Source organism: Lysinibacillus sp. NPDC096212, assembly GCF_044763105.1.
Taxonomy (GTDB): Bacteria; Bacillota; Bacilli; order Bacillales_A; family Planococcaceae; genus Lysinibacillus.
The window spans coordinates 124,352-143,063 of record NZ_JBIWFQ010000006.1 but is presented as its reverse complement, the minus strand read 5'-3'; the positions used below and the strand labels follow the sequence as shown (position 1 = coordinate 143,063).

The following is an 18,712-nucleotide window of genomic DNA, read 5'->3' as shown; positions in this document are numbered from 1 at the left end:
TGGCTCGCATTACTACAATGCCAATCAGCCGGCTTTCCCCTTTGGTGGCTGTAGTACTACAGCTCTCTCCAGAGTTGCGTCTTGTACGAGTCCTTTTACCTGAGAGATTCATAACATTTTGTTATTTGCTCCTTCGGTGACGTCTACACGTGCTCTCCCCGCACAATCATCCGCCCAAGATTCATCTTGGTACTATTTAGTATTCAATGAACATTCAGTTACTTATTTGTCTATATCCTAACATTAATTGCATTGAAAAGGCAATCATTTTTTAATCTATATCAAAACACGAACATTCAACTCATTAATTTTTATCAATGTTCGCCTTTTAACCTTTTGACTTGGAATACTAAATACTCAAGAATTTGGCGGAGTGTTCTGCCCTCTGTTAACACTTGTATATGTCCTGTTTCACGATAGAATCTTCTTCTATAATGATACAGCTTCTCTAGCTCCTCTTTCGTTGAACTCTGTACTATTGGTCTGTTCGGATCATGCTGTATTCGTTTGTATATATCTTCGAATGTCGCATCTAAAAAAAACACGAGCCCACTGCGTCTCATTATTTTTCGATTTTCAGCATTGATCGCTACCCCACCACCTGTTGAAATAATACAAGCTTCGTCTCGGAAATTTTTCAAAAATTCTGTTTCTATTTCCCGAAAACGTGCTTCTCCATATTTTTCAAATATCTGTGGAATTGTCATTCCCTGCTGCCGAACAATCTCATGATCCATATCATAATATGGCATCTTTAACAAATAGCTTAAACGTCTTCCTAACGCACTTTTGCCGGAGCCCATAAAACCAACTAAATATATTTTTCGCATTCGAATCACCTTCTTATAACTACGATTCTACACTGTCTGACAAAATTTGTCCTAATAAATTTATCGTAGCTCGAATATTCAGCTTTTCTAGGTCATTATATGTTCGAAACTGAATCTCATAAGACGTACAATACGTAAGAACAAAAGTAGTTACAAAAAATAATAATGCAATTGCGATTAAAAAAATAGCCCCTCTGTCATTTTTCAATAACTGGAACATAGAAAGTTCGCTCCTTTTTGATACCACTTGGAAGTTCAACAGCTACTGTTAACATATCTTTTTCAAATTGGAACCTACATTTATTAATACCAATTAGCATTGGTACATGACCACCATTTACTTGATCACGAATTAAATTGCTATAACAATCAATAGAATGAATAGTAAGTCCTTCCTGGAAGGTTATTCTCTTTTGGTCTTGTCGAATCGTAAATGAAGAAATATCATTTAAATACATATTCAAATCATAAACAAAAAGCTCCCACTTTGATTGTTCATCAGATAGTACTGTTGTTTTCATTTCTGCAAACCAGAGCATAATAAACACAACAAGGTGTGCAATAAGCACAAAAACAACTAATTGAAATAACGCTTCTAATAATGTATAGCCTCGTTCATTCATCTACTTCACCTGTCAGTTGTATACATTTTTTACGTAATTCTCGTGTATTTTGAAAACTTACACATATCCCCTGTCCATTCATAGACCATTGAAAATCTACATTTTCAACGGTGTTAGTGCCTTCCATTTGCTGTAAATAGCGATAACGCTTTAAGCCTTCATAGGCCGTTTCAGCTGCGATAACTTCTAACTTCTTGTTATAAAGAGTCGATTTCATCATATAGCTGATCGGTATTAATGTCGTGCATAATAACATAACAATGACGATTGATAAAATTGTTTCTACAAATGAATAACCAGATTCATTCAACTCTCGATCTCCCTCGCCCTAACGTAATCACAACCTTTTTAGTGCCTTGAGGCGTTTTAAAATAAACTGTCCCTGGGGTCATAACGTTTCCATTGTAATTGTAAATAATCGTGGTAATTGAACTTGAAGAAAGAATGACTTCAACCCCTTTAGGAAAAGGACGTTCATATAATTCTGTATAAAAATCCTTTTTAATGATATATCTTTTTGATGAACTCTCAAACTTCATCGAAATGTATTCCCTTTGGTGCATGCTATACGTTTGTATATATTGCAGATCTAATTGAATTTGTGTAAAAAATCGCTCAAGCTCCCTAGTTTCCTCTGCTTTAACCGAATACTTTACGACAACCGCTGACAAACACATAACGATAAACAAAACAATGATCATTTCAACAAACGTAAAGCCACGCTCACTTTTTATAGTATCCATTAGTTAAGAGCCATTATTGGAAGAAGTCTTCGCCAAACGTACCTCTCCATCATTAGTAATCATTATCTCTTCTTTATTAGGACAAGTCGTTACATTTTTCTTTAAATAGCCTTTTGCTACCAAATCTTCAATTGTTGGATAAGCCATAAAATCTACTCGATAGGCCTCTACCTGCCCCTGCACCATAGAGATATACGCTTTGCAGCCCTTCTCATCGACGGTGGCAAAATGTTTCGTAACATTTGGGATTGTTATTAAAATTAATACCGAAATAATTAGCAAAACGATGAGCATTTCGATCAATGTAAATCCAGCTTGCTGCTTTAGACGTTTCATTATTATCCTCCTATACTAGTTCAATCATGTGATATATCGGTAATAATAAACTTACATATGCAGCAACTATGCACATTGCAATAATGATAAAAAAGGTTGGTTGCACAAACGCAAGGATTCTATGCAATAGTTGCTCTTGCTTTTCTGTCAATAATTCGCTGTACAGTACCAGCTCTTTTCCTAGATAACCACTTTGCTCTCCATGTTCAACAAATGTTGAAAAGTCCATCTGCCAAACCGTCATCAAATGAACAGCTTGTGTTAGCGTATCACCAAAAACAACACGCTCCTTTATACATCGTGCCAGATATTGTAGAAACGGTTGAAGCCGCTGTTCCTCTAAAATTTGTAGACTTGCCTGTAAAGAAAAGCCACTTAGGAGTAGACTTCCTAAATAAGCAGCAAATTGTCTCGTCAAAGACATTCGTATATAAATTCGAATCAATGGCGTTTTTAAAATAATATTTAGCCGGTGAGCAATCGGACGGCGTTTGAGATAAAGGTAAAAAAAGAAAATACTACAAATTACGGCTATGCTTACGACAATTAAAGCATCAGGAAAATGCAATAATACTTTTGACAAAGCAATGCTTGTCTCCTCTGTGCCAGCAGTTCGACTTGCCACCATTTTTTCTATATTAGGAAAGAAAATGGTGCGAAACACTAAAAACAACAGCATCAAAAATATAATGAGCACTACTGGATATAAGAGTAGCTTCATTAATTTTTTCTTCGTCGATTCACTTAAAGCCATTTGCTTTGCCACACCTTTTAAGGTCTCAATCATATGTCCATTATTTTCGGCAACTGCAATAGCTACTAAATGCTGCTTTGGAATTTGTAACGCTTCAAAAACTCCTAAAACACCGACACCCTGCCTCAGTCTTTCATTGACTAGCTTTTGTATTTCTTCATGCGCTTCAATATGATGGGGTAATAGAATAGAAATAGCTTGTGGGAATAAGTAGCCTTCCTGCATTAACACGCTTAATCGACTAAAAAAATGAGCTTGCTCCCTTACTCGCCATTTTGTTGCCTTTTTGTAATTTAATCGAACTCTTTCAATAAACTTTCGTATTCGCATAGATCTGACTCTCCATCAATTCTTTTTGACCTGTAAGCGTTAAATCATGTGGTAATTCAAAGCTAGTTTTTTGCATAATTGCTTTGATGGCCATTTGAAGATGAACATCGCTTAATATTTCAAACAATGCACGGCGTTCTTCTTGAACTATTGGTGATTGGAAAAGTGTTTGAGCAACAATACCGACCACAGTTTGACGAAGTTCTTCAACTGAAACGCCTAAGTCAATAAATCGATAAAGGCAGTTTATCGAATCTTTCGCATGAATAGTCGAAACTACTAAATGACCTGTTAAAGCTGCCTCGATTGCGATTTTTGCAGTCTCTTTATCACGTATTTCACCAATCATAATGACGTCAGGTGAGTGGCGCAAAATAGCCTTTAATCCTGTAGCGTATGTAACGCCAGCTCGTTCGTTTACTTGAATCTGCAAAAGGTTAGCTTGATTATTTTCTACAGGGTCCTCCAATGAAATGACATGTCGATTTAGCTCTGTCGAACAGTAATGGATTAGAGAATATAAGGATGTTGACTTACCAGAGCCTGTTGCACCTGTCACGAATGTACAAGTTCCCAAAAGCATTTCCTTCTATTATATCTGTTATTATCCAAGCCAATTATAGAAAGGCGCATAGTTAATTACAAACACAATTAAGACCACCCATCACGGAGTGGTCTTTTATGGTTGTAGTTTATGATTCTTCCACAATATAAACTTTACTAACTGTATTATCTTCGTTAAAAACATAGATTCTATCGCAATGAATACATCTCCATACTTCTTTCTCAGGATCAGGTATAGTTAACACATCTATTGTGTCGCCCATATTTATAATATCGTCCCATTCCTTGTCTGTATAAACATGCAGTTGAACATCGTTCGGTGCTTGTACAGTAGATAAGGTTTTTCCACACTTACATTTCATTCTAGCCAAATTTTTAATCCTCCTAATTCGTTACTATTTCTTTTATCCATATCTCTACTTTTCCAGGAAGTTGCTTATCAGGGTAGGTTCCTTTAGCACGTGTAAGAATCTCTTGCGCTTGTTCTCTCGTAAGCCCTGCCTCTCTAGCATCAATAATAACTGCTTCAGCATTTTGTTTAAATGCATCTTTTATCCTTCCTACCCCAGTATTGACATTCGGATTTTTAAGAGTTTTAAGTTCCGTCAAAACTCCATCGACTTTAAAATCAGGTGTCTTTTCCCCTGGAACAGTTGATCTTGGAATCTGTTCAACTATCTTGCCCTCTGCGACTAATTCATTAACAACTTTTCTTTCATCTGGTGTTAACTCGTTAAGATTTCCAATAAATTTACCAGGCTTATCTATGTCCTCTCTAGCCTTTTCCTCATCTTTTGCTCTAATCAAAACATATTCAGCGGTTGATTCATCAACACCTGTCCCAGATACTATTTCAGGTACTGTAGCATCACGTATCTTTTTACCTGTAGCAACATCTATCCAAGACCCAACAGCCGTATCTAAAACCGCGGTAGTACCATCTACGGTATTTAATAATGGTTGTTTCCAATCAGCTGTTCCTTCCCACGGAATACCGTCAGGGAGCTTTAACAACGTTTGCCCGTCAGTTGATAAACCAAGTCTATAGCCATCCGGTGTATATGCTTGAGCACCAGGATTATAAACACCTAATTGTCCGTTTGGTATAGCACGTTCACGTATCCATTCATCCAAGCGATTGTAAGTACTTGCACCAGGAGTAACAACAGTACCATCACGATATTCCATACGTATTTTAGACCCAATACCAATAGTAGCCCCAAGTGAAATCATATCTGCAGGAGTTTTAACATTCCCTGCTTTTTGCACCAAAGTAGCATAACTAGCATTTGATAATTCACCAAAATCTATGGTACCTCTTGTATAACCATCAACATAAATTTTTGCATAGACAGTGTTATCCCATTTTCCTGTGAGTATAGCAATTGAAAAAGAGCTAAATGCATGATTGTGAAAGTTATCAGAATCGATATATGTTAATAGCAGACTATTAATAGTGGCATTTTCAACAGTTAATATCGCATTACCACCGCTAGATTTAGATATATAATTTACACCACCTATACCAGTACCAGTGTTATCACCAAACTTAGGTTTAAGCGCATCCAACGCACCTGTAATCCAATCACCAACCGTCACAATACCGTCAGCCATTTGATCTAGACTAGATAAAAAATTAGCTTTCATATCAGGGGCCATCGTTTTCCAAGATTCTTTGGCCGTCTGATACATTGCGTCCACATTGTCCAACAAATATTCCTCTGTATGCATTGCTCCAGTAGCCAATGCCATCGTACCCATGACTACACCGGCGTAAGATGCTGCAGCCCATTCTTCAAAAGTTGCAGTCAATACATTGGCATGAGCTTCTGAAGTTTTAAAAGCACCATAGTTCGTATTAAATAAAAGTAACAGTGCCATTAGAGTAATTAATATTTTGTTTAATAACTTTGTACTATGTAACATTTCTAACTCTCCTTTATAAAATTAAACATACATCGATATACCAAAACTACCATATATAACCTTAAAAAGGAATGTACCCTATACAAAAATACCTCATTACGACACAACTAATTACTCATTCTATTATTTTGATTGTGGAAGGCTATCACGCTCGTTTAACCAATTATAGAAAGGCACAGGACGTTCACTGTGCGCTTTGTCCTCCACAGATGATGATTTAGTTGTCTTGCTACTTAAACGCTCTACAGCCTTACTATATGCTCCTACAAATACAGCTCTTAATGTACTAGCAACCGTCAGTACACCTTCTTTAATATCCATAGCGATTTTAAATAGAACGTTCTTAGCTTTGATAAAGTCTTCCGCAGAATTTACATGTGAAGCTATTACACATTTATGTAATTCATCTTTCAATGAATCAGTCAATGGCAAGCTATTCATAAAATCAAACAGCATAATCTGGTACTCATTCATGTATTCTTTTTTCTTTTCAGCTTGCAAAGCCAATTCATTTTCTAGACTCATAATATTATTTGCTTGTTTAGAACTTAAAAGATTAAAAGAGTTAAATGCTTGGTTTTCAGATTGTGGATGGTAAACAGCGTCATTACTGGCTTCATCGACTGTCTCTCGTTGGGACACACTCGATGGGACATAAGGTAATATGCGATAAATACTAGCCCCTTTTATGCCGTTTAATTTAGTAGATGCTACCTTCTCAATGATGCCTAACTCAACCAATTTCTTTACGCTACGATAAACTGTCTTTGTGCTGATCTCCAATGATGTAGCAATTGTGGAAGCTTTTAAATGACAAGCCCCTGGATGTTCCAAAGCGTGACTAGCAAGTTTAAAAACGATGGCACGTTCTGATTCTGTTAGGTCATAATAGTGAGCCGCTATATGGTCCTCCACACTATTATCCATATCTGCTACTGATTCAAATGTTTTGTAAGTTGCTAAGTATTCAAATGCCATCGTTTTCACCTCGCTTTCCAATTCACGAACATTCCGGATCCTTAAATGTTAGTTTTGTTCGTTATTTCATTTTTGTTCAGGAAACTTATCTTCTACAGCTGTTAATCCTTCGTCGATGATGCCCAATAGTTTAGTTGCGAACTTGACAACTTCACTAGATTCGTCGTACTTGATAGTTCCTTTCAAGTAACCTTTTACGGTAGATAATACGAGCGTTTGCTCTAATAAATAGTTAGATCGTTCTTGTTCGAGTTTGAAATAATTGTTCACGAATGTTCCTCCTAAAAAGTAATTTAATAAAACTTATTAGTTATAATATAAACCCTAAAATTTATAAATACAACTCTTTTTATAACTTTTAGGTTATTTTTTATTTCATTATAGGTTTTAATCATATATAATAAGTTCAAGGAGTAATTACAAAGCGAGGTGTATAAATTATGATGGCCGAAAAAATTCGAATGTTATTAGCGAAGAAGGATATGAAACTTACACAATTAGCAGAATTGTTGGGAACGTCTCAACCTAACCTGTGGAAGAAAATGAAGCGTGATAATTTTAGCGAAAAAGAGCTATTGGAAATTGCTGAAGTGCTTGGAATTAAATACGAAGCGAATTTTATCTTAGAGGACGAAACGAAGATATAAAAGCTAAGGAATGAAATTAATTGAACAGATTAGAACAAACAACTCAGGAATTACTAGATGCGGGTTATACGATTGAGGAAATTAAAGCTGCCTTTGAGGAAGTAATTGAAAACGCTAAAGATGATAAGACAGATAACTAATTACAGTTGTCTGTTTTTTATATGTACTTTTATCTTTCGATTCCCTAAAATGGAAATATAGAGGGAGGATTTTGTAAATGAAAAAATTATTCTACATAGGAGCTATGTCAGCATTACTACTTGCTGCGTGCGAAGAAGCTGAAAAGCCTATTCCTGAAAATAAAACTATTGAGTATCCTAAATCTAGCGAACAAAAAGATGCTGAGGAAAAAGCTCTAGCTGAACTGGAAGCGAAAGAGGCGACTGGAGACATATCTGAAAAAGAAATTACGGTAAATGAAGTAAAAGAGATAGTCGAGTACGATGGTATGGGTGAGAATGACAAATTAATTAGTTTAACCATAGAACATGGTGAGATTAAAGCAGTAATAGATTTAGCGCCAAATAAATTCAATTTACCACCAAAAGATATCGCTGTGTCAAAGTATAGCCAAGTGTCTGATGCGTTGCTAGAAGAAGAAGGTTGGAACACATTAATGATTGAATATGTCGGTGTTGGAACAGTATCTATGGATATATCCGAAAAAGAATCAAATGAGCTCGGTATGTATTATTTCCCGGTAGCAACCATAACTGAAAAGTTAAAGTAATAATTTAGTCACTCAAATGAGTGGCTTTTTTCTATCAGCATATAAATCATTTGATTTATATTACATATGATTTATAATTGTATTTAAAAAAGGAGTGTTAGGCATGAAACTTACAGAAAAAGTAGAGGCGGTTGTAATGGCTGCACAGGCTGCTAAAAATGGTGAGGGCGAACATACATCGTATCGAATCTTTAAAGAGTGTGGGCTTACACAAGGAGCGATTAAACGCTATGTAGATGGAGTAAGTGACATCAGTCGTATGGGATTAGGCGTAGCTGAAAAGCTTGGTGAATACTATGATAATCACCTTGCAAAATAAATAAAAAAACTTTTATAAATCACTTGATTTATATACATCACTTGATATATAATAAGAGTATAGAAAGGAGGTGAACAAAGTGGATTATGATAAGATTCTAGCTTATCTAGTAGCTATCGCAACTGTACTTAACTTACTAACAAGTTCAGCAAAAAACATTAGCGATATGAAAAATAAGCCAAAACAAAAGCGACGCCCCCCTCGCAAAGGTAAACGTCGCAAGTAACTCTTAGAAGGAGGTTAGCGCCTCCTTCCCTATAATCTTATCACATCCATTAAATTATGAAAAATATCGGATATGTGGCTGCGTTAGCATTTGCTTTGTATATCTTAACTGACATGGTTAACTGGAATGACCCAAAGTTTTTTGATTACTCAATGATAGTCATTTATTCATTATGCTTAGTTTTAGTCATTGTTAACATCGTTGTATATTTTAAAAAGAAAAGATGCAGCTAAGGAGCTTCAATCGAAGTATAAACCGTATGACGAATAAACAAAAAAGGACCAGGTACTCATATTAAAATGAGCGCCTGGTCAATTTTTATCTTACTTAGTTAAATACAGTTACTTTTACCTGGGAATTTCTTTTCCATTTTTTTAACACAATCCAGATGAATACCAGAAAGTGTTACAACAATTCCTAATATATTGCCTCTAATACCTGCTTTCACCAGATGGCCAGCTGCTAATTTAAATTCCTTATCTGCTAGCAAATTAGCTAACGTAGATAAAACTGTTACAGGTCCATAAGCAGCTTTTATTCCTGCACTTAAACATTTATTCGATGCAGATGTATACTCTGGACTATTTTTCATTAAATGCCACCCACAAGCTGCTAGCCTTGGAGCGATTCTTATGTTATTCTCGTTTTCTTGATCAGCAAATAAATTATTAGCTTCCATACCTTGAATAATATCCTCGTAGATAGGACTATCTTTTAACTCTTGCTCAAACAATTCTTTGTTATACCCAAGAGTCTCACCTTCACTATCAGTAACGATTCCGTTTTCAAATATCAATTCCAAAGCTTTTTCAATATCTGCAATTTCCTCTTCACTTTGAATAACAGATTCATTTTCTATTGCATACACTTGATTAATCGGCACATTTAAGCACAGAAGGCTTAATGTCAAACATACTGCAATGACTTTATAACATTTTTTAAACCACATTTTTACAATCTCCTTTTATAAAAAGTATTTCCACATAAACATCTTAACAAATTTTAGTATATTTGGTATACGAATACATGTAAAATATTGCTCATTTTTCCTATTATCTTGTCAAACTGTATACTCTATATTTTTTTTTAGTATATTATTGCTTAGGAGGTTGATTATATTGAGTAACATAAATATTAAAAAGTTTATTATAAACAGAAAATTATTATCGTTAATTGTATTTTTCTTTGGGTTGTTAATTATCTCATTATTTATTGCAGAAAACCTAAGTACCATGGAAAGGTTATTTTATATTCTATTCTTAACAGGAGTTTATGCTTTTGTTGATTGGGCATTGACATCTAAAAAAAGTTGAAAATAAAAAAGACCAGCTCGGCTAAATTAGCTTCGCTGGTCTCTTAACATGGGTTGTGTTTTCAAATTCTATTTAAAGCATGATCTAATTCATTTAGCCAATGCTTCCCACCATAAACGACAAAGATTGTTTCGTTTGCTTCTTCATCAAAAATATGAATTCTTTGCGTAATAAGTAAATTCAAACCGAGTTCAACTCGATCTACATCCTCCAAACTAACTTCCCAATATAAATTAGGATTTATATTTATAGCATGGGCGCAAAAGATTAACCTTTGATTTGTTAATAACAAACGACCTCCATCAGATTTCGTCGCACTGTAATACATGTTTGCTACACCTGAGCGTATCGGAAATTCATTTGTATTCATTTCAATCTCATGAAAGAAGATTTTTTTATTTGAGAGTTTGAATTCATTAGAATCATAAGTAATTTGTTTTGCTTCTGATGTAATTATATAACTACCACAGTACTCACAAACATTTTCTTTTGGATCAAATGTTGCAGCACAGTTTGGACAATTTAAAGCTTTAACCATAGCTTCATCGCTCCTAATTATGTATATATTCTTTAGTATATTATACTTCCAATTACTGAATATACCAATAAAGACAAAAGAAAAAAGCCCAGGCTCAAAATTAATTTGAGTACCTGGGCTTTAGTATTAGGCTTGAATTGCCTCAGCATACGATAAAACGCCAAGACGTTTCATTTCAGTAATGGCATTATTAGCTACTACATGAGTTGCGTATGTGCCAGTAATAAATCTCCATTTACCACCATCTTGGACAATTCGTACATAATCAGCATTTGCAATTTTGTATTTACCTAATGCTTGTTTAGCTGCATTAACTTGAGTTTGCGTTGTATAGGTGCCGGATTGAACACGATACAACTTTCCATCATTCACGCCTTCCACGGCTTGTCCTTTGTCTTTAACAATAAGTTGAACTTTTATTTTGCTATTACTCGGGACGATAACTGTACCCTCTAACTCGTAGCCTGTAGGAGCTTTCCAATTAGTAGGGATTTCAAAGTGTGGAGCGTCATAGCTACTAATCGGCCAATAACCCCCCCAAGTGATACCAAGCTTTTTAGCAATCGCTCCTACTCTTGATAGAGTAGATATATTATATAAATCTTTAGGAGGTGCCACGGCAATATCCCATGCTCTACGCGAGGTATGATTGCTAGTAAGTGTCCATGTTACCTTTGAGCCTGGTCGAGTACGACCTTGCTCATACAAATAATTTTGGCGTGCTTGTGAACGATATGTTTCTGTGATAAAGATATCATCAATCCCAGCTTTTACACACTCCTGGAATAGCAATCGACACGCTAATTGCGCAGCTGTAGTTAATTCGCTTAAATCTCGACATGTTTCTGTTACGCTAACCATTACAGTTCACCTACCTTTTTGGAAGCCTTTAATAAATCGAACGTCCCGGAAGCTGTTAATCCTGCAATAAATCCAGCCATCAGCATCATATAAAGTGGATACTCTGATAGCGGCCAACAAATAACGCCAACAAAAATACCAATCACAACCGAAGTGATTGGCATGTATCGAGTATTAATTTTGAATGTGTTTTTAAGTACCTCTGCTACCGCTAAAACAATAGCCACCATAACCATTGCAATCATAAAAATGTTTGTTAAATCCATTATTCATCATCCTTTTTTAAGTATTTTTGTTTCTCATCGATACGTTTTTGTGAGCGTGCAATTTTATGCTCAATTTCATCTGCAACATAATTTAGTGCCCAAACGGGTACCCATACATCCCAACCACATCTAACCACATTTGCAGTCATGGATTTCCAAATGTGTAACCCAAATGAAAATAAAACAAAGGCAAATATAACGTTTGGTAAATTCATCATTACATCTGCTCGGTGTGCTAGTGCTGGCACAATTAATAAGAAGGCTGTACGAAACCCTCCATCTATGCCGTATTCACTTGCATAACTTCCATCTCTTTTGCTTGCCCGATACCCTGCAATCCAATCGAGAGCAATTGCACCTGCATAAATCAAAATAGCTCCTATTGCAAACTGTGTGCCACCATAAACATAAGAAAAAATTGCAGTTAAAATAGCTCCAATTGATCCTGCTACTGGGTGCCCAGTCATTAAAGATAAGTAATTCTTTAATTGATCCATAAAGCACTTCCTTTTATCCAAAATAAAAACCATCCACACTGTGGAAGGCAAATTCCCAAACGTTTAGGATTATGACGTTTGTTCACATAATTTCTCTGCAGCATCTTCAATTATGGTTATTGCTTCTATAATTCTTTGATACTGCTCATTATTTTGTAACTCTGGATAACGTTTTTTTATTTTATTGGTAACCCACCAAAGGTCACCTAATTCATTGCTTAATAAAGAATCAATTTTAATTTTTTCGTTTTGACTCACGTTATCACCAATCCTTTGCCTTATAAGTAGCGCTGTCAGAAGCATCGAGAATCAATAACCTGTACCATTGCTCATTTTGATTGCTCTCACAGCGCTAAAAAATCATAAAAAATAACGCTAAGCTTCTGCTCGCGTTACATTTAATTATTCAGCTAAAAAGCCGACTCCTGATTCTACAAGAATTTCTTTTACGCCTTCTTGTAAAGTTGCAGGTACTTCATTAAATTTTGTTTTACCTAAAATTACACGTTGTGCGAAAAACATTGCCATCATAACCTCACCTCCTTTAAAGTACAAAATTATCCATCTTAAAAAACGCATCATTCATACACCTTCATTGCTATTTCCGCAATTAGGTCCTCCATAAATTCCATGCGCTCTGCGTTTGCCTTGTTTTGTAACTTCAGTAATTTGTTTTCTTTCTCTAAACGTGCAGTCGTTTCAGCTAAAGTTTCCTCGTTTCCAAGCTTGACAGGATCGCCAAGTGTGCCATCTTCATTACGCGGTTTATATTCCAAAGCCATTACTCAACCGCCCCCGATATTAGATGTATTTTGTGATTTACAGTTGCGTCTGGTCTAGTCGAAGACAACTTTAATATGATGTTATCCTTTGCCTCTGTAGACTCATGGTAAAAAACATCTTCAACAACTCCGACCATGTTTGTCATCGGTACTGTTTTAGTAGGTTCAAGAGTTTCATATTGCTCTTGTTCACCAGCTAACGTCATCGATAATTCGACTTTTAAATCCATTTCCTCGTCGCGTTCAATGAATAATAAAACGCCCTTTGCGGATCCGGCCGGAGGATTAATTTTGTACCTCGCTACCGAATGCAAAATAGGCGTTTTAACGTTATTTTTATTAAGTTTTATTGTCTTGTTTGTTTTAGCACCATAGTTATCGATGACCTCAACAATAATCGTATTTTCTCCGATTTTGAGTTGGCCAAGTGAAATATCAAACTCCCATTCACCACCTGGGCCACTGTAAATTTCAACGGCATTTCCATTGTTAATACGTCTAGTCACTTTAAGTGTTGAATTAGCATCTTCATCTGATGCTCTACCGCTAATTTTAAATTTATCAGCATCAACTACACCAGACGGAACAACGGCATCCACAGATAAAATTGGCGCTCGGTTAGGAATAACATAGAATGATTTTTCAACGATTGCTGAAGATGCTTTTTCACTGTCCTCAGCCCATACTTTTAATTTGTGGGCTACTCCAGCTGCTAAATCGCCAGTTAAAACGTTGTCACCATCATATAACTTACCACCATTAAATTTGAGTTGTTTTGATAATGGAATCTGTATTTTACTTAGGTTTGTTGCTAATACTTTTTTAGGTTCGTTATTTATTTGATAATAAGCTGTTACTGCTTGGTCTGGATCAGCATCATAAGCTGTGCCTGCGATGTTTAAAGTGTCATTTTCGTACAGTGTTACGTTTTCAGATGGACTGGTTAATGCCACAGTTGGAGCTACATTGTGCTCGATTGTGAAAGCCTCCGAATATACATAGTCAGAATATACATTACTTGTATCTTTTGCACGTACTCGGAATTCGATGGTTTTTAATGCTTTATCCGTTGTAATAGTCAAACTACGAGTGAGCGTGTTATTGTACGCTAATTGAGCCCATGTCCCGCTGTTGTATCTGAAATCTACTTCATAAAGTGATAGATTAGCAGCACTAGAAGCTCCAAAAGCAATATTTGCTACCTCGTTAGGTTTGAATTTCTTACCTTGTGATGGCGAGGTAAATGGTGAAGGTGGCGCGATCGATTGATTTACACGACTACCTCTTACATACCAATAACCATCAGCGTTTTTTGCATCGGTTGTATATGTGTTGTACTCGGCTATAATGTTTGATTGTATTAACGTTCCTTTGTCATAAACAGGACTTCCTTCGACCAATTTATAGACCGTTGAGCTGAATGCTATGTTATACCCATCATTTAATGCAACTGTAGCTTTCGCTAGACCTCCACTATTAGCATCAAAATAGACAAGATTTCCAACACTTAACCCCGCTACTAATGGAACTGGTGACGTAAGCTTAAATTTACCATTTTCGATAGTATAGCTATAGTACACTCTGCCTTCGTAACCTGAAATTGAACTTGAACTAGAACCATCCCATGGATATGAACCAACAAACTGTTCGTTGAAAGGTCTTGTTTCTGTAGTGGAATACTTGCTCCAATAGTATTTGGCCGGTGTAACTGTATAGGCACTACTTTCACGATATGCACTTTCTAAACCGCCTGTGTCGACCGCCTTGACTCGCATTTTTAAGCTTGTTGCCGTGGGAATAGTGTACGTAAAACTAGGTATTGTCGTTTCTCCAACCTTTGAATACGCCGCATTGTTTATAGAAGCTTCCCAAATGTACTTTGATAAATTACCTTCAGCATCGGTTGAAGCACCGATAGAAAATACTTTTGCATCGCCAATTTCTAATGAACCGGACGGCTGTGTAAAGGACCCAGGTTGCGTTGGCGCAGTATTCACAATTGTTCCTTTAACGTACCAATAGCCGTCAGTATGGCGACCGTTTGCCGGGTATGCGCCGTCTTCTGCCGTAATGTTGGATTGTACTAATGTGCCTAAAGTATAGTTTGTCGTTGTTGTGTTTTTTGTCCTTACTTTTTGGTGTAATGCGTAGCTAAGTTCGCTACTAGCTTGACCACTATAGGTTGTTATAAACCTAAAAAGGTAGTTGTCGTCATTCTTGCCATAGGCGACACCATCTACCGGAACCATGTCTGAATAGTTCCATATATCAGTTGGCGTGTACGTATTAGTGGCATTATTGAACGTATATTTTTTATATGAACCTTCAAATTTCCCTCTACTAGTATTAAGATACTCCCATGGCGCGTCGTCGATATATACTTTATTTTCACTAGCAGTAAACTTGTTATAATAATATAAGGCCATCCTTATACCACCTCCACTAATTCAACGTTGTAAGTATGCCAATCCCCGACACCCATTTCAGCATTGACTGTATCGATTTGGACGTTACTACGAGCCACTTTAGCGCCTTTTTTGTATGCGTTTTTAAGAGCTTGTACTTTAATTGTATCTTTACTTACCTCAGTGATAACAACGTCCTCGCTATGCATATCATCAAAAATAGTGACTTGCGTAAATGGTGTGAATCCATCAACACTAGCCACTTTTAAAGTAGTAGTACCTATTGCTACAGCTTCAATAATATCTGTCATCGCTTTATCCAAAACAATTTTATTAGTGTTACCATCGAGCGAATCAACGAATGTTACACTGTTGCCTGGTACACGTCCATCGAGCTCCATTTGGATTTCCATACGTCTAATCTTTGCTTGCATCTCTACAATGAGATCATGGGCCATATAGATACCTTCATCCATATGGTTTAAGCGTTTAGCATTGACACGAGTGCCGTTTTCAAGATATTCATATTCAGGTTGACCTGTAATAGGATTGTATTTGATCTGATCATTTTCATCCCTTTGAGGAATCAACTTGCCATCAGGACCAATTTTCCAAATACGATCCTTCCACTTTAACAACTCATATTTATTTGAGACTACCAAGCTCATATTTGCAACTCTCCTTTCGGAATGCCAGAGATTGTAAAGACAATCATAAGACCCTCTTCACTGGGTTCTATAGATGTGGTATAGCGATCTAATTCAATACCTTGGGCATCTACTAATTTAGCTTTGGTTACTTGACCATGACCATCATCTAAAAAAACATATGTCTTTACTGTGTCTCCTACAATTTCTTGTGAGTGAAAAGATTTAATCACATCTTGGCCATCTATAGTGACAACCGCATTTTTCATCATATCTTTCCAAAATTGAAGTGTTCGGTCTATCATAATACGAGTTACCATGTATCTATCACCTCATTTGGATGAATCTGACCACATATCGGCATATAGACTGGATATGTGAAATTCTCCGTTTCTAATTCAATATTTTTATTTGTGCTAACTCCTGGCATACCTTCACAATAAAGCTCACCACAAATAGGCAAGTAGACAGGATAATGATATTTGTTTGATTCTATTTCAATGTATTGTGTTTGTTTTATTTTGACAGCTACATATTCAAGCCATGAACGTTTGTTTTTTGTGGCTTCAACCATTCTTTTTAGACGTTTCATGTCCTCGTTAGCGATAAATGGCTCTTCTACTTCGATTTTAAATCGATACTCTTCGCCACCATATTCGAACCATTCAAAGACTTGTGCATTTTTATAAATAATAGATACAACATCTTCTACAGCACCTCTTGTACCTTTCTTTCTGTGCCATTTTCTCGATGCTTTCACAAGTGCTCTTTTTTGTTCCACAGGAAGATCTACTTCGTAGAAATCGACATGCTTTTCGTATGCTAATAAATCTAACAGTGCCTCTGGCATTTTATCGATGTCGACTAGGTTATAAATCGCCTCTGCTTCTTGATAAGCTTGTTTCAGTTGTATTTCAGCAGCTTCAGCAATGGCTACAAGTACTGAATCTTGACGTAAACTGTGGGGCAATAATTTTAATAGATCACTAGTCATTCGATAGCCCTTTGAATGTAATTTCAGCTGTCATTTCTTTAGCTACCTCTGTTTCTCCAACCTCGATAAACATTGGTGAACTTGTGGATACACGCGATGCCCCTGCCTGTTTTAAACGCGCTATAAGTTCTGAAAAATCTACGTCACGGCCCATTTTTGAACGCTGCCATACAAGATAATCTTGAAATGCTTGATTGACTTGCTTTTCAATAATTGAGGCAACGGTAGCACTTTTGTTCGAAATCCAATACTCTACTTTCACTGAGTAATTAACAACGGTTGCTGCTTTAGTAAGAACCCTATCTGTAAGAGGTCTTGTCTCTTTGTTCATCAGATTTTCTTCTACTAATGCAAGATCCTCTGCACTCGGTAATTCTCCATTGGCCATCAAAATATATACATCAACTACGCCTTCTTCTGTAGAATCCACTTTAACATCTACAATCTCTTGACTAGCTGCCTTCGCCCAATAAATATAGGCACCCTCAGGACCAGCAACAGAAAAACTCTCTGGTGCAAGTCGAATTCTTTCAGCGTAAGCATCGTCGCTTTCCTCATCCGCACCACCATTTGTTATTGTTGTATTTTGAACAGATTTTACGTAAGGCAATGGCTCCACTAAAGTAGATATTTCACCTGGTAAAAAGCCGTTTCCTATTTCACCTGGTAATTCACAAGTAGCATCTACAGCAAATAAATGAGTTCCTGATGGAATAACATGTGTCTCATTAGTTACAAAATAAATATCACCTACAAGGTATCTTGTTCCTTGGTGAATAGGTAAAGCATCCACACGATCTTCTTCTAATATAAAAGCCATCGTTGTACCTGCATATTTTGAAGGTAGGCGTTCTGTAGAATTTTCTGTACCAAAGTGATCTAACATGTCATCCTCTGCATACGACAAGCGATTTTGACGTAATCCGTGTTCTAACTTGTTTCGCTCAATGGACACGAATACTGCAATAGCCTGTAAAAATTTTAGTCTTGGATCTGCACGTTGCAATGTTAATCCTGTTTTTTCTCTGACATGGAATAACATTTCACTTTCTATTTGTTCTGGTGCCTTTTCTAAAAAATAAAGATCCGGTAAATTAAACCGACTCATTGATTTTCACCTTCACTTTCGGCTTTAAGCTACCAACCAATCCATCTCCGGTTACTTCGATAGACTCTATAAGTGCACGTGGTTCAAACTTGTTGATTGCTTCGGTTAATTTTGCTGTTATTCTAGCTTTTGCAATATTGATAGGTGTATCGATAACGGTCATATCCCATCCAAAATCACGATCTAGTGGGCAACTCATCATAGCTGTAGCCATAATAAAAGCGACATTCTGTAGTATCTCTTCTACACCTGTCGCTCCAAAATCTATATTTTGCATTGGCTCTACATCATACAT

At 36.3% G+C, this 18,712-nt stretch carries 28 protein-coding genes, 1 pseudogene and 1 riboswitch; of the genes and pseudogenes, 4 read left to right on the top strand and 25 right to left on the bottom strand.

Features of this window, described 5'->3' with window-relative positions; all coding sequences use genetic code 11:
* Nucleotides 1–77: 77 nt before the first annotated feature.
* Nucleotides 78–170, bottom strand: a riboswitch (glycine riboswitch).
* 144 nt (nt 171–314) lie between these two features.
* From ACIQ7T_RS08550 to ACIQ7T_RS08500, 11 genes and pseudogenes are all read right to left on the bottom strand, one after another.
* Nucleotides 315–830: a shikimate kinase gene (locus ACIQ7T_RS08550; RefSeq protein WP_402869759.1), complete on the bottom strand. Its 516-nt coding sequence runs from the start codon at nt 828–830 to the stop codon at nt 315–317.
* A 197-nt stretch (nt 831–1,027) separates the two neighbouring features.
* Nucleotides 1,028–1,453, bottom strand: a complete 426-nt coding sequence (comGF, locus tag ACIQ7T_RS08545) for a competence type IV pilus minor pilin ComGF (protein ID WP_370080617.1) — start codon at nt 1,451–1,453, stop codon at nt 1,028–1,030.
* Entirely contained in the window at nt 1,446–1,763 is a 318-nt protein-coding gene (locus ACIQ7T_RS08540; protein WP_370080615.1) for a hypothetical protein, read from the bottom strand. The genes comGF and ACIQ7T_RS08540 overlap by 8 nt, the downstream gene beginning before the upstream one ends.
* Entirely contained in the window at nt 1,756–2,196 is a 441-nt protein-coding gene (comGD, locus tag ACIQ7T_RS08535) for a competence type IV pilus minor pilin ComGD (RefSeq protein ID WP_370080614.1), read from the bottom strand. The genes ACIQ7T_RS08540 and comGD overlap by 8 nt, the downstream gene beginning before the upstream one ends.
* A gap of 3 nt (nt 2,197–2,199) precedes the next feature.
* Complete coding sequence (comGC, locus tag ACIQ7T_RS08530) at nt 2,200–2,532, bottom strand: competence type IV pilus major pilin ComGC (protein WP_402869756.1); 333 nt, start codon at nt 2,530–2,532, stop codon at nt 2,200–2,202.
* 10 nt (nt 2,533–2,542) lie between these two features.
* Nucleotides 2,543–3,616: a competence type IV pilus assembly protein ComGB gene (comGB, locus tag ACIQ7T_RS08525; RefSeq protein ID WP_370080499.1), complete on the bottom strand. Its 1,074-nt coding sequence runs from the start codon at nt 3,614–3,616 to the stop codon at nt 2,543–2,545.
* Nucleotides 3,594–4,178, bottom strand: a pseudogene (locus tag ACIQ7T_RS08520) (ATPase, T2SS/T4P/T4SS family); the annotation flags it as partial. The gene comGB and the pseudogene ACIQ7T_RS08520, both read right to left, overlap by 23 nt.
* A 130-nt stretch (nt 4,179–4,308) precedes the next feature.
* Nucleotides 4,309–4,542 carry a hypothetical protein gene (locus tag ACIQ7T_RS08515; RefSeq protein WP_402869863.1) on the bottom strand — a complete coding sequence of 78 codons (234 nt, stop codon included), beginning with the start codon at nt 4,540–4,542 and terminating at the stop codon, nt 4,309–4,311.
* 22 nt (nt 4,543–4,564) lie between these two features.
* Nucleotides 4,565–6,106, bottom strand: a complete 1,542-nt coding sequence (locus ACIQ7T_RS08510; RefSeq protein ID WP_402869754.1) for a CdiA C-terminal domain-containing protein — start codon at nt 6,104–6,106, stop codon at nt 4,565–4,567.
* 123 nt (nt 6,107–6,229) lie between these two features.
* The gene (locus ACIQ7T_RS08505) at nt 6,230–7,084 is read right to left on the bottom strand and encodes a helix-turn-helix domain-containing protein (RefSeq protein ID WP_402869752.1); all 855 of its coding nucleotides are present in this window, start codon (nt 7,082–7,084) and stop codon (nt 6,230–6,232) included.
* Between the two features lie 66 nt (nt 7,085–7,150).
* Nucleotides 7,151–7,354, bottom strand: coding sequence for a hypothetical protein (locus tag ACIQ7T_RS08500; protein WP_402869750.1), 204 nt, complete (start codon nt 7,352–7,354; stop codon nt 7,151–7,153).
* A 170-nt stretch (nt 7,355–7,524) separates the two neighbouring features.
* Between ACIQ7T_RS08500 and ACIQ7T_RS08495 the strand changes: the two genes are divergently transcribed.
* The 4 genes from ACIQ7T_RS08495 (at nt 7,525) to ACIQ7T_RS08480 (ending at nt 9,006) form a co-directional block, all read left to right on the top strand.
* A complete protein-coding gene (locus tag ACIQ7T_RS08495; protein ID WP_402869748.1) occupies nt 7,525–7,731 on the top strand; it encodes a helix-turn-helix domain-containing protein in 207 nt (68 codons plus the stop codon).
* 217 nt (nt 7,732–7,948) lie between these two features.
* On the top strand, nt 7,949–8,461 hold the full coding sequence (locus ACIQ7T_RS08490) for a hypothetical protein (RefSeq protein ID WP_402869747.1): 513 nt from the start codon (nt 7,949–7,951) through the stop codon (nt 8,459–8,461).
* Between the two features lie 103 nt (nt 8,462–8,564).
* Nucleotides 8,565–8,780, top strand: coding sequence for a hypothetical protein (locus ACIQ7T_RS08485; RefSeq protein WP_248717116.1), 216 nt, complete (start codon nt 8,565–8,567; stop codon nt 8,778–8,780).
* A gap of 79 nt (nt 8,781–8,859) precedes the next feature.
* The gene (locus tag ACIQ7T_RS08480) at nt 8,860–9,006 is read left to right on the top strand and encodes a hypothetical protein (protein ID WP_402869745.1); all 147 of its coding nucleotides are present in this window, start codon (nt 8,860–8,862) and stop codon (nt 9,004–9,006) included.
* Nucleotides 9,007–9,337: 331 nt separating this feature from the next.
* Here the strand turns inward: ACIQ7T_RS08480 and ACIQ7T_RS08475 are convergent, their stop codons facing one another.
* From ACIQ7T_RS08475 to ACIQ7T_RS08410, 14 genes are all read right to left on the bottom strand, one after another.
* On the bottom strand, nt 9,338–9,955 hold the full coding sequence (locus ACIQ7T_RS08475; protein ID WP_402869744.1) for a hypothetical protein: 618 nt from the start codon (nt 9,953–9,955) through the stop codon (nt 9,338–9,340).
* Nucleotides 9,956–10,380: 425 nt separating this feature from the next.
* Nucleotides 10,381–10,857, bottom strand: a complete 477-nt coding sequence (locus ACIQ7T_RS08470; protein WP_402869742.1) for a PH domain-containing protein — start codon at nt 10,855–10,857, stop codon at nt 10,381–10,383.
* Between the two features lie 126 nt (nt 10,858–10,983).
* Complete coding sequence (locus ACIQ7T_RS08465; protein WP_402869740.1) at nt 10,984–11,718, bottom strand: M15 family metallopeptidase; 735 nt, start codon at nt 11,716–11,718, stop codon at nt 10,984–10,986.
* Complete coding sequence (locus ACIQ7T_RS08460) at nt 11,718–11,984, bottom strand: holin (RefSeq protein WP_402869738.1); 267 nt, start codon at nt 11,982–11,984, stop codon at nt 11,718–11,720. Before ACIQ7T_RS08460 ends, ACIQ7T_RS08465 begins: the two co-directional genes overlap by 1 nt.
* Nucleotides 11,984–12,481: a phage holin family protein gene (locus tag ACIQ7T_RS08455; RefSeq protein ID WP_402869736.1), complete on the bottom strand. Its 498-nt coding sequence runs from the start codon at nt 12,479–12,481 to the stop codon at nt 11,984–11,986. Before ACIQ7T_RS08455 ends, ACIQ7T_RS08460 begins: the two co-directional genes overlap by 1 nt.
* A gap of 69 nt (nt 12,482–12,550) precedes the next feature.
* The gene (locus tag ACIQ7T_RS08450) at nt 12,551–12,739 is read right to left on the bottom strand and encodes a hypothetical protein (RefSeq protein WP_402869734.1); all 189 of its coding nucleotides are present in this window, start codon (nt 12,737–12,739) and stop codon (nt 12,551–12,553) included.
* Between the two features lie 144 nt (nt 12,740–12,883).
* Nucleotides 12,884–13,012, bottom strand: a complete 129-nt coding sequence (locus ACIQ7T_RS08445) for a hypothetical protein (protein ID WP_402869732.1) — start codon at nt 13,010–13,012, stop codon at nt 12,884–12,886.
* Between the two features lie 47 nt (nt 13,013–13,059).
* Nucleotides 13,060–13,263 (bottom strand): hypothetical protein, encoded by a 204-nt coding sequence (locus ACIQ7T_RS08440; RefSeq protein ID WP_402869730.1) that lies wholly within the window; start codon nt 13,261–13,263, stop codon nt 13,060–13,062.
* Nucleotides 13,263–15,689, bottom strand: coding sequence for a hypothetical protein (locus ACIQ7T_RS08435; protein ID WP_402869728.1), 2,427 nt, complete (start codon nt 15,687–15,689; stop codon nt 13,263–13,265). The genes ACIQ7T_RS08440 and ACIQ7T_RS08435 overlap by 1 nt, the downstream gene beginning before the upstream one ends.
* Before the next feature lie 2 nt (nt 15,690–15,691).
* Nucleotides 15,692–16,336 carry a hypothetical protein gene (locus ACIQ7T_RS08430; protein ID WP_402869726.1) on the bottom strand — a complete coding sequence of 215 codons (645 nt, stop codon included), beginning with the start codon at nt 16,334–16,336 and terminating at the stop codon, nt 15,692–15,694.
* A complete protein-coding gene (locus ACIQ7T_RS08425) occupies nt 16,333–16,635 on the bottom strand; it encodes a hypothetical protein (RefSeq protein ID WP_402869724.1) in 303 nt (100 codons plus the stop codon). Before ACIQ7T_RS08425 ends, ACIQ7T_RS08430 begins: the two co-directional genes overlap by 4 nt.
* Nucleotides 16,629–17,309 carry a phage tail protein I gene (locus ACIQ7T_RS08420; protein WP_402869722.1) on the bottom strand — a complete coding sequence of 227 codons (681 nt, stop codon included), beginning with the start codon at nt 17,307–17,309 and terminating at the stop codon, nt 16,629–16,631. The genes ACIQ7T_RS08425 and ACIQ7T_RS08420 overlap by 7 nt, the downstream gene beginning before the upstream one ends.
* Entirely contained in the window at nt 17,302–18,417 is a 1,116-nt protein-coding gene (locus tag ACIQ7T_RS08415; protein ID WP_402869720.1) for a baseplate assembly protein, read from the bottom strand. The genes ACIQ7T_RS08420 and ACIQ7T_RS08415 overlap by 8 nt, the downstream gene beginning before the upstream one ends.
* Nucleotides 18,404–18,712 carry a GPW/gp25 family protein gene (locus ACIQ7T_RS08410; protein WP_402869718.1) on the bottom strand — a complete coding sequence of 103 codons (309 nt, stop codon included), beginning with the start codon at nt 18,710–18,712 and terminating at the stop codon, nt 18,404–18,406. Before ACIQ7T_RS08410 ends, ACIQ7T_RS08415 begins: the two co-directional genes overlap by 14 nt.

Coding starts and splice junctions, on each gene's coding strand:
- ACIQ7T_RS08460 (WP_402869738.1), bottom strand. CDS start 11,984: ATGGATTTAACAAACATTTTTATGATTGCAATGGTTATGGTGGCTATT.
- ACIQ7T_RS08510 (WP_402869754.1), bottom strand. CDS start 6,106: ATGTTACATAGTACAAAGTTATTAAACAAAATATTAATTACTCTAATG.
- comGB (WP_370080499.1), bottom strand. CDS start 3,616: ATGCGAATACGAAAGTTTATTGAAAGAGTTCGATTAAATTACAAAAAG.
- ACIQ7T_RS08430 (WP_402869726.1), bottom strand. CDS start 16,336: ATGAGCTTGGTAGTCTCAAATAAATATGAGTTGTTAAAGTGGAAGGAT.
- ACIQ7T_RS08465 (WP_402869740.1), bottom strand. CDS start 11,718: ATGGTTAGCGTAACAGAAACATGTCGAGATTTAAGCGAATTAACTACA.
- ACIQ7T_RS08455 (WP_402869736.1), bottom strand. CDS start 12,481: ATGGATCAATTAAAGAATTACTTATCTTTAATGACTGGGCACCCAGTA.
- ACIQ7T_RS08435 (WP_402869728.1), bottom strand. CDS start 15,689: ATGGCCTTATATTATTATAACAAGTTTACTGCTAGTGAAAATAAAGTA.
- ACIQ7T_RS08515 (WP_402869863.1), bottom strand. CDS start 4,542: ATGAAATGTAAGTGTGGAAAAACCTTATCTACTGTACAAGCACCGAAC.
- ACIQ7T_RS08420 (WP_402869722.1), bottom strand. CDS start 17,309: ATGACTAGTGATCTATTAAAATTATTGCCCCACAGTTTACGTCAAGAT.
- ACIQ7T_RS08550 (WP_402869759.1), bottom strand. CDS start 830: ATGCGAAAAATATATTTAGTTGGTTTTATGGGCTCCGGCAAAAGTGCG.
- comGC (WP_402869756.1), bottom strand. CDS start 2,532: ATGAAACGTCTAAAGCAGCAAGCTGGATTTACATTGATCGAAATGCTC.
- ACIQ7T_RS08475 (WP_402869744.1), bottom strand. CDS start 9,955: ATGTGGTTTAAAAAATGTTATAAAGTCATTGCAGTATGTTTGACATTA.
- comGF (WP_370080617.1), bottom strand. CDS start 1,453: ATGAATGAACGAGGCTATACATTATTAGAAGCGTTATTTCAATTAGTT.
- ACIQ7T_RS08495 (WP_402869748.1), top strand. CDS start 7,525: ATGATGGCCGAAAAAATTCGAATGTTATTAGCGAAGAAGGATATGAAA.
- ACIQ7T_RS08485 (WP_248717116.1), top strand. CDS start 8,565: ATGAAACTTACAGAAAAAGTAGAGGCGGTTGTAATGGCTGCACAGGCT.
- ACIQ7T_RS08415 (WP_402869720.1), bottom strand. CDS start 18,417: ATGAGTCGGTTTAATTTACCGGATCTTTATTTTTTAGAAAAGGCACCA.
- ACIQ7T_RS08445 (WP_402869732.1), bottom strand. CDS start 13,012: ATGATGGCAATGTTTTTCGCACAACGTGTAATTTTAGGTAAAACAAAA.
- ACIQ7T_RS08410 (WP_402869718.1), bottom strand. CDS start 18,712: ATGTATGATGTAGAGCCAATGCAAAATATAGATTTTGGAGCGACAGGT.
- ACIQ7T_RS08490 (WP_402869747.1), top strand. CDS start 7,949: ATGAAAAAATTATTCTACATAGGAGCTATGTCAGCATTACTACTTGCT.
- ACIQ7T_RS08425 (WP_402869724.1), bottom strand. CDS start 16,635: ATGGTAACTCGTATTATGATAGACCGAACACTTCAATTTTGGAAAGAT.
- comGD (WP_370080614.1), bottom strand. CDS start 2,196: ATGGATACTATAAAAAGTGAGCGTGGCTTTACGTTTGTTGAAATGATC.
- ACIQ7T_RS08505 (WP_402869752.1), bottom strand. CDS start 7,084: ATGGCATTTGAATACTTAGCAACTTACAAAACATTTGAATCAGTAGCA.
- ACIQ7T_RS08440 (WP_402869730.1), bottom strand. CDS start 13,263: ATGGCTTTGGAATATAAACCGCGTAATGAAGATGGCACACTTGGCGAT.
- ACIQ7T_RS08470 (WP_402869742.1), bottom strand. CDS start 10,857: ATGGTTAAAGCTTTAAATTGTCCAAACTGTGCTGCAACATTTGATCCA.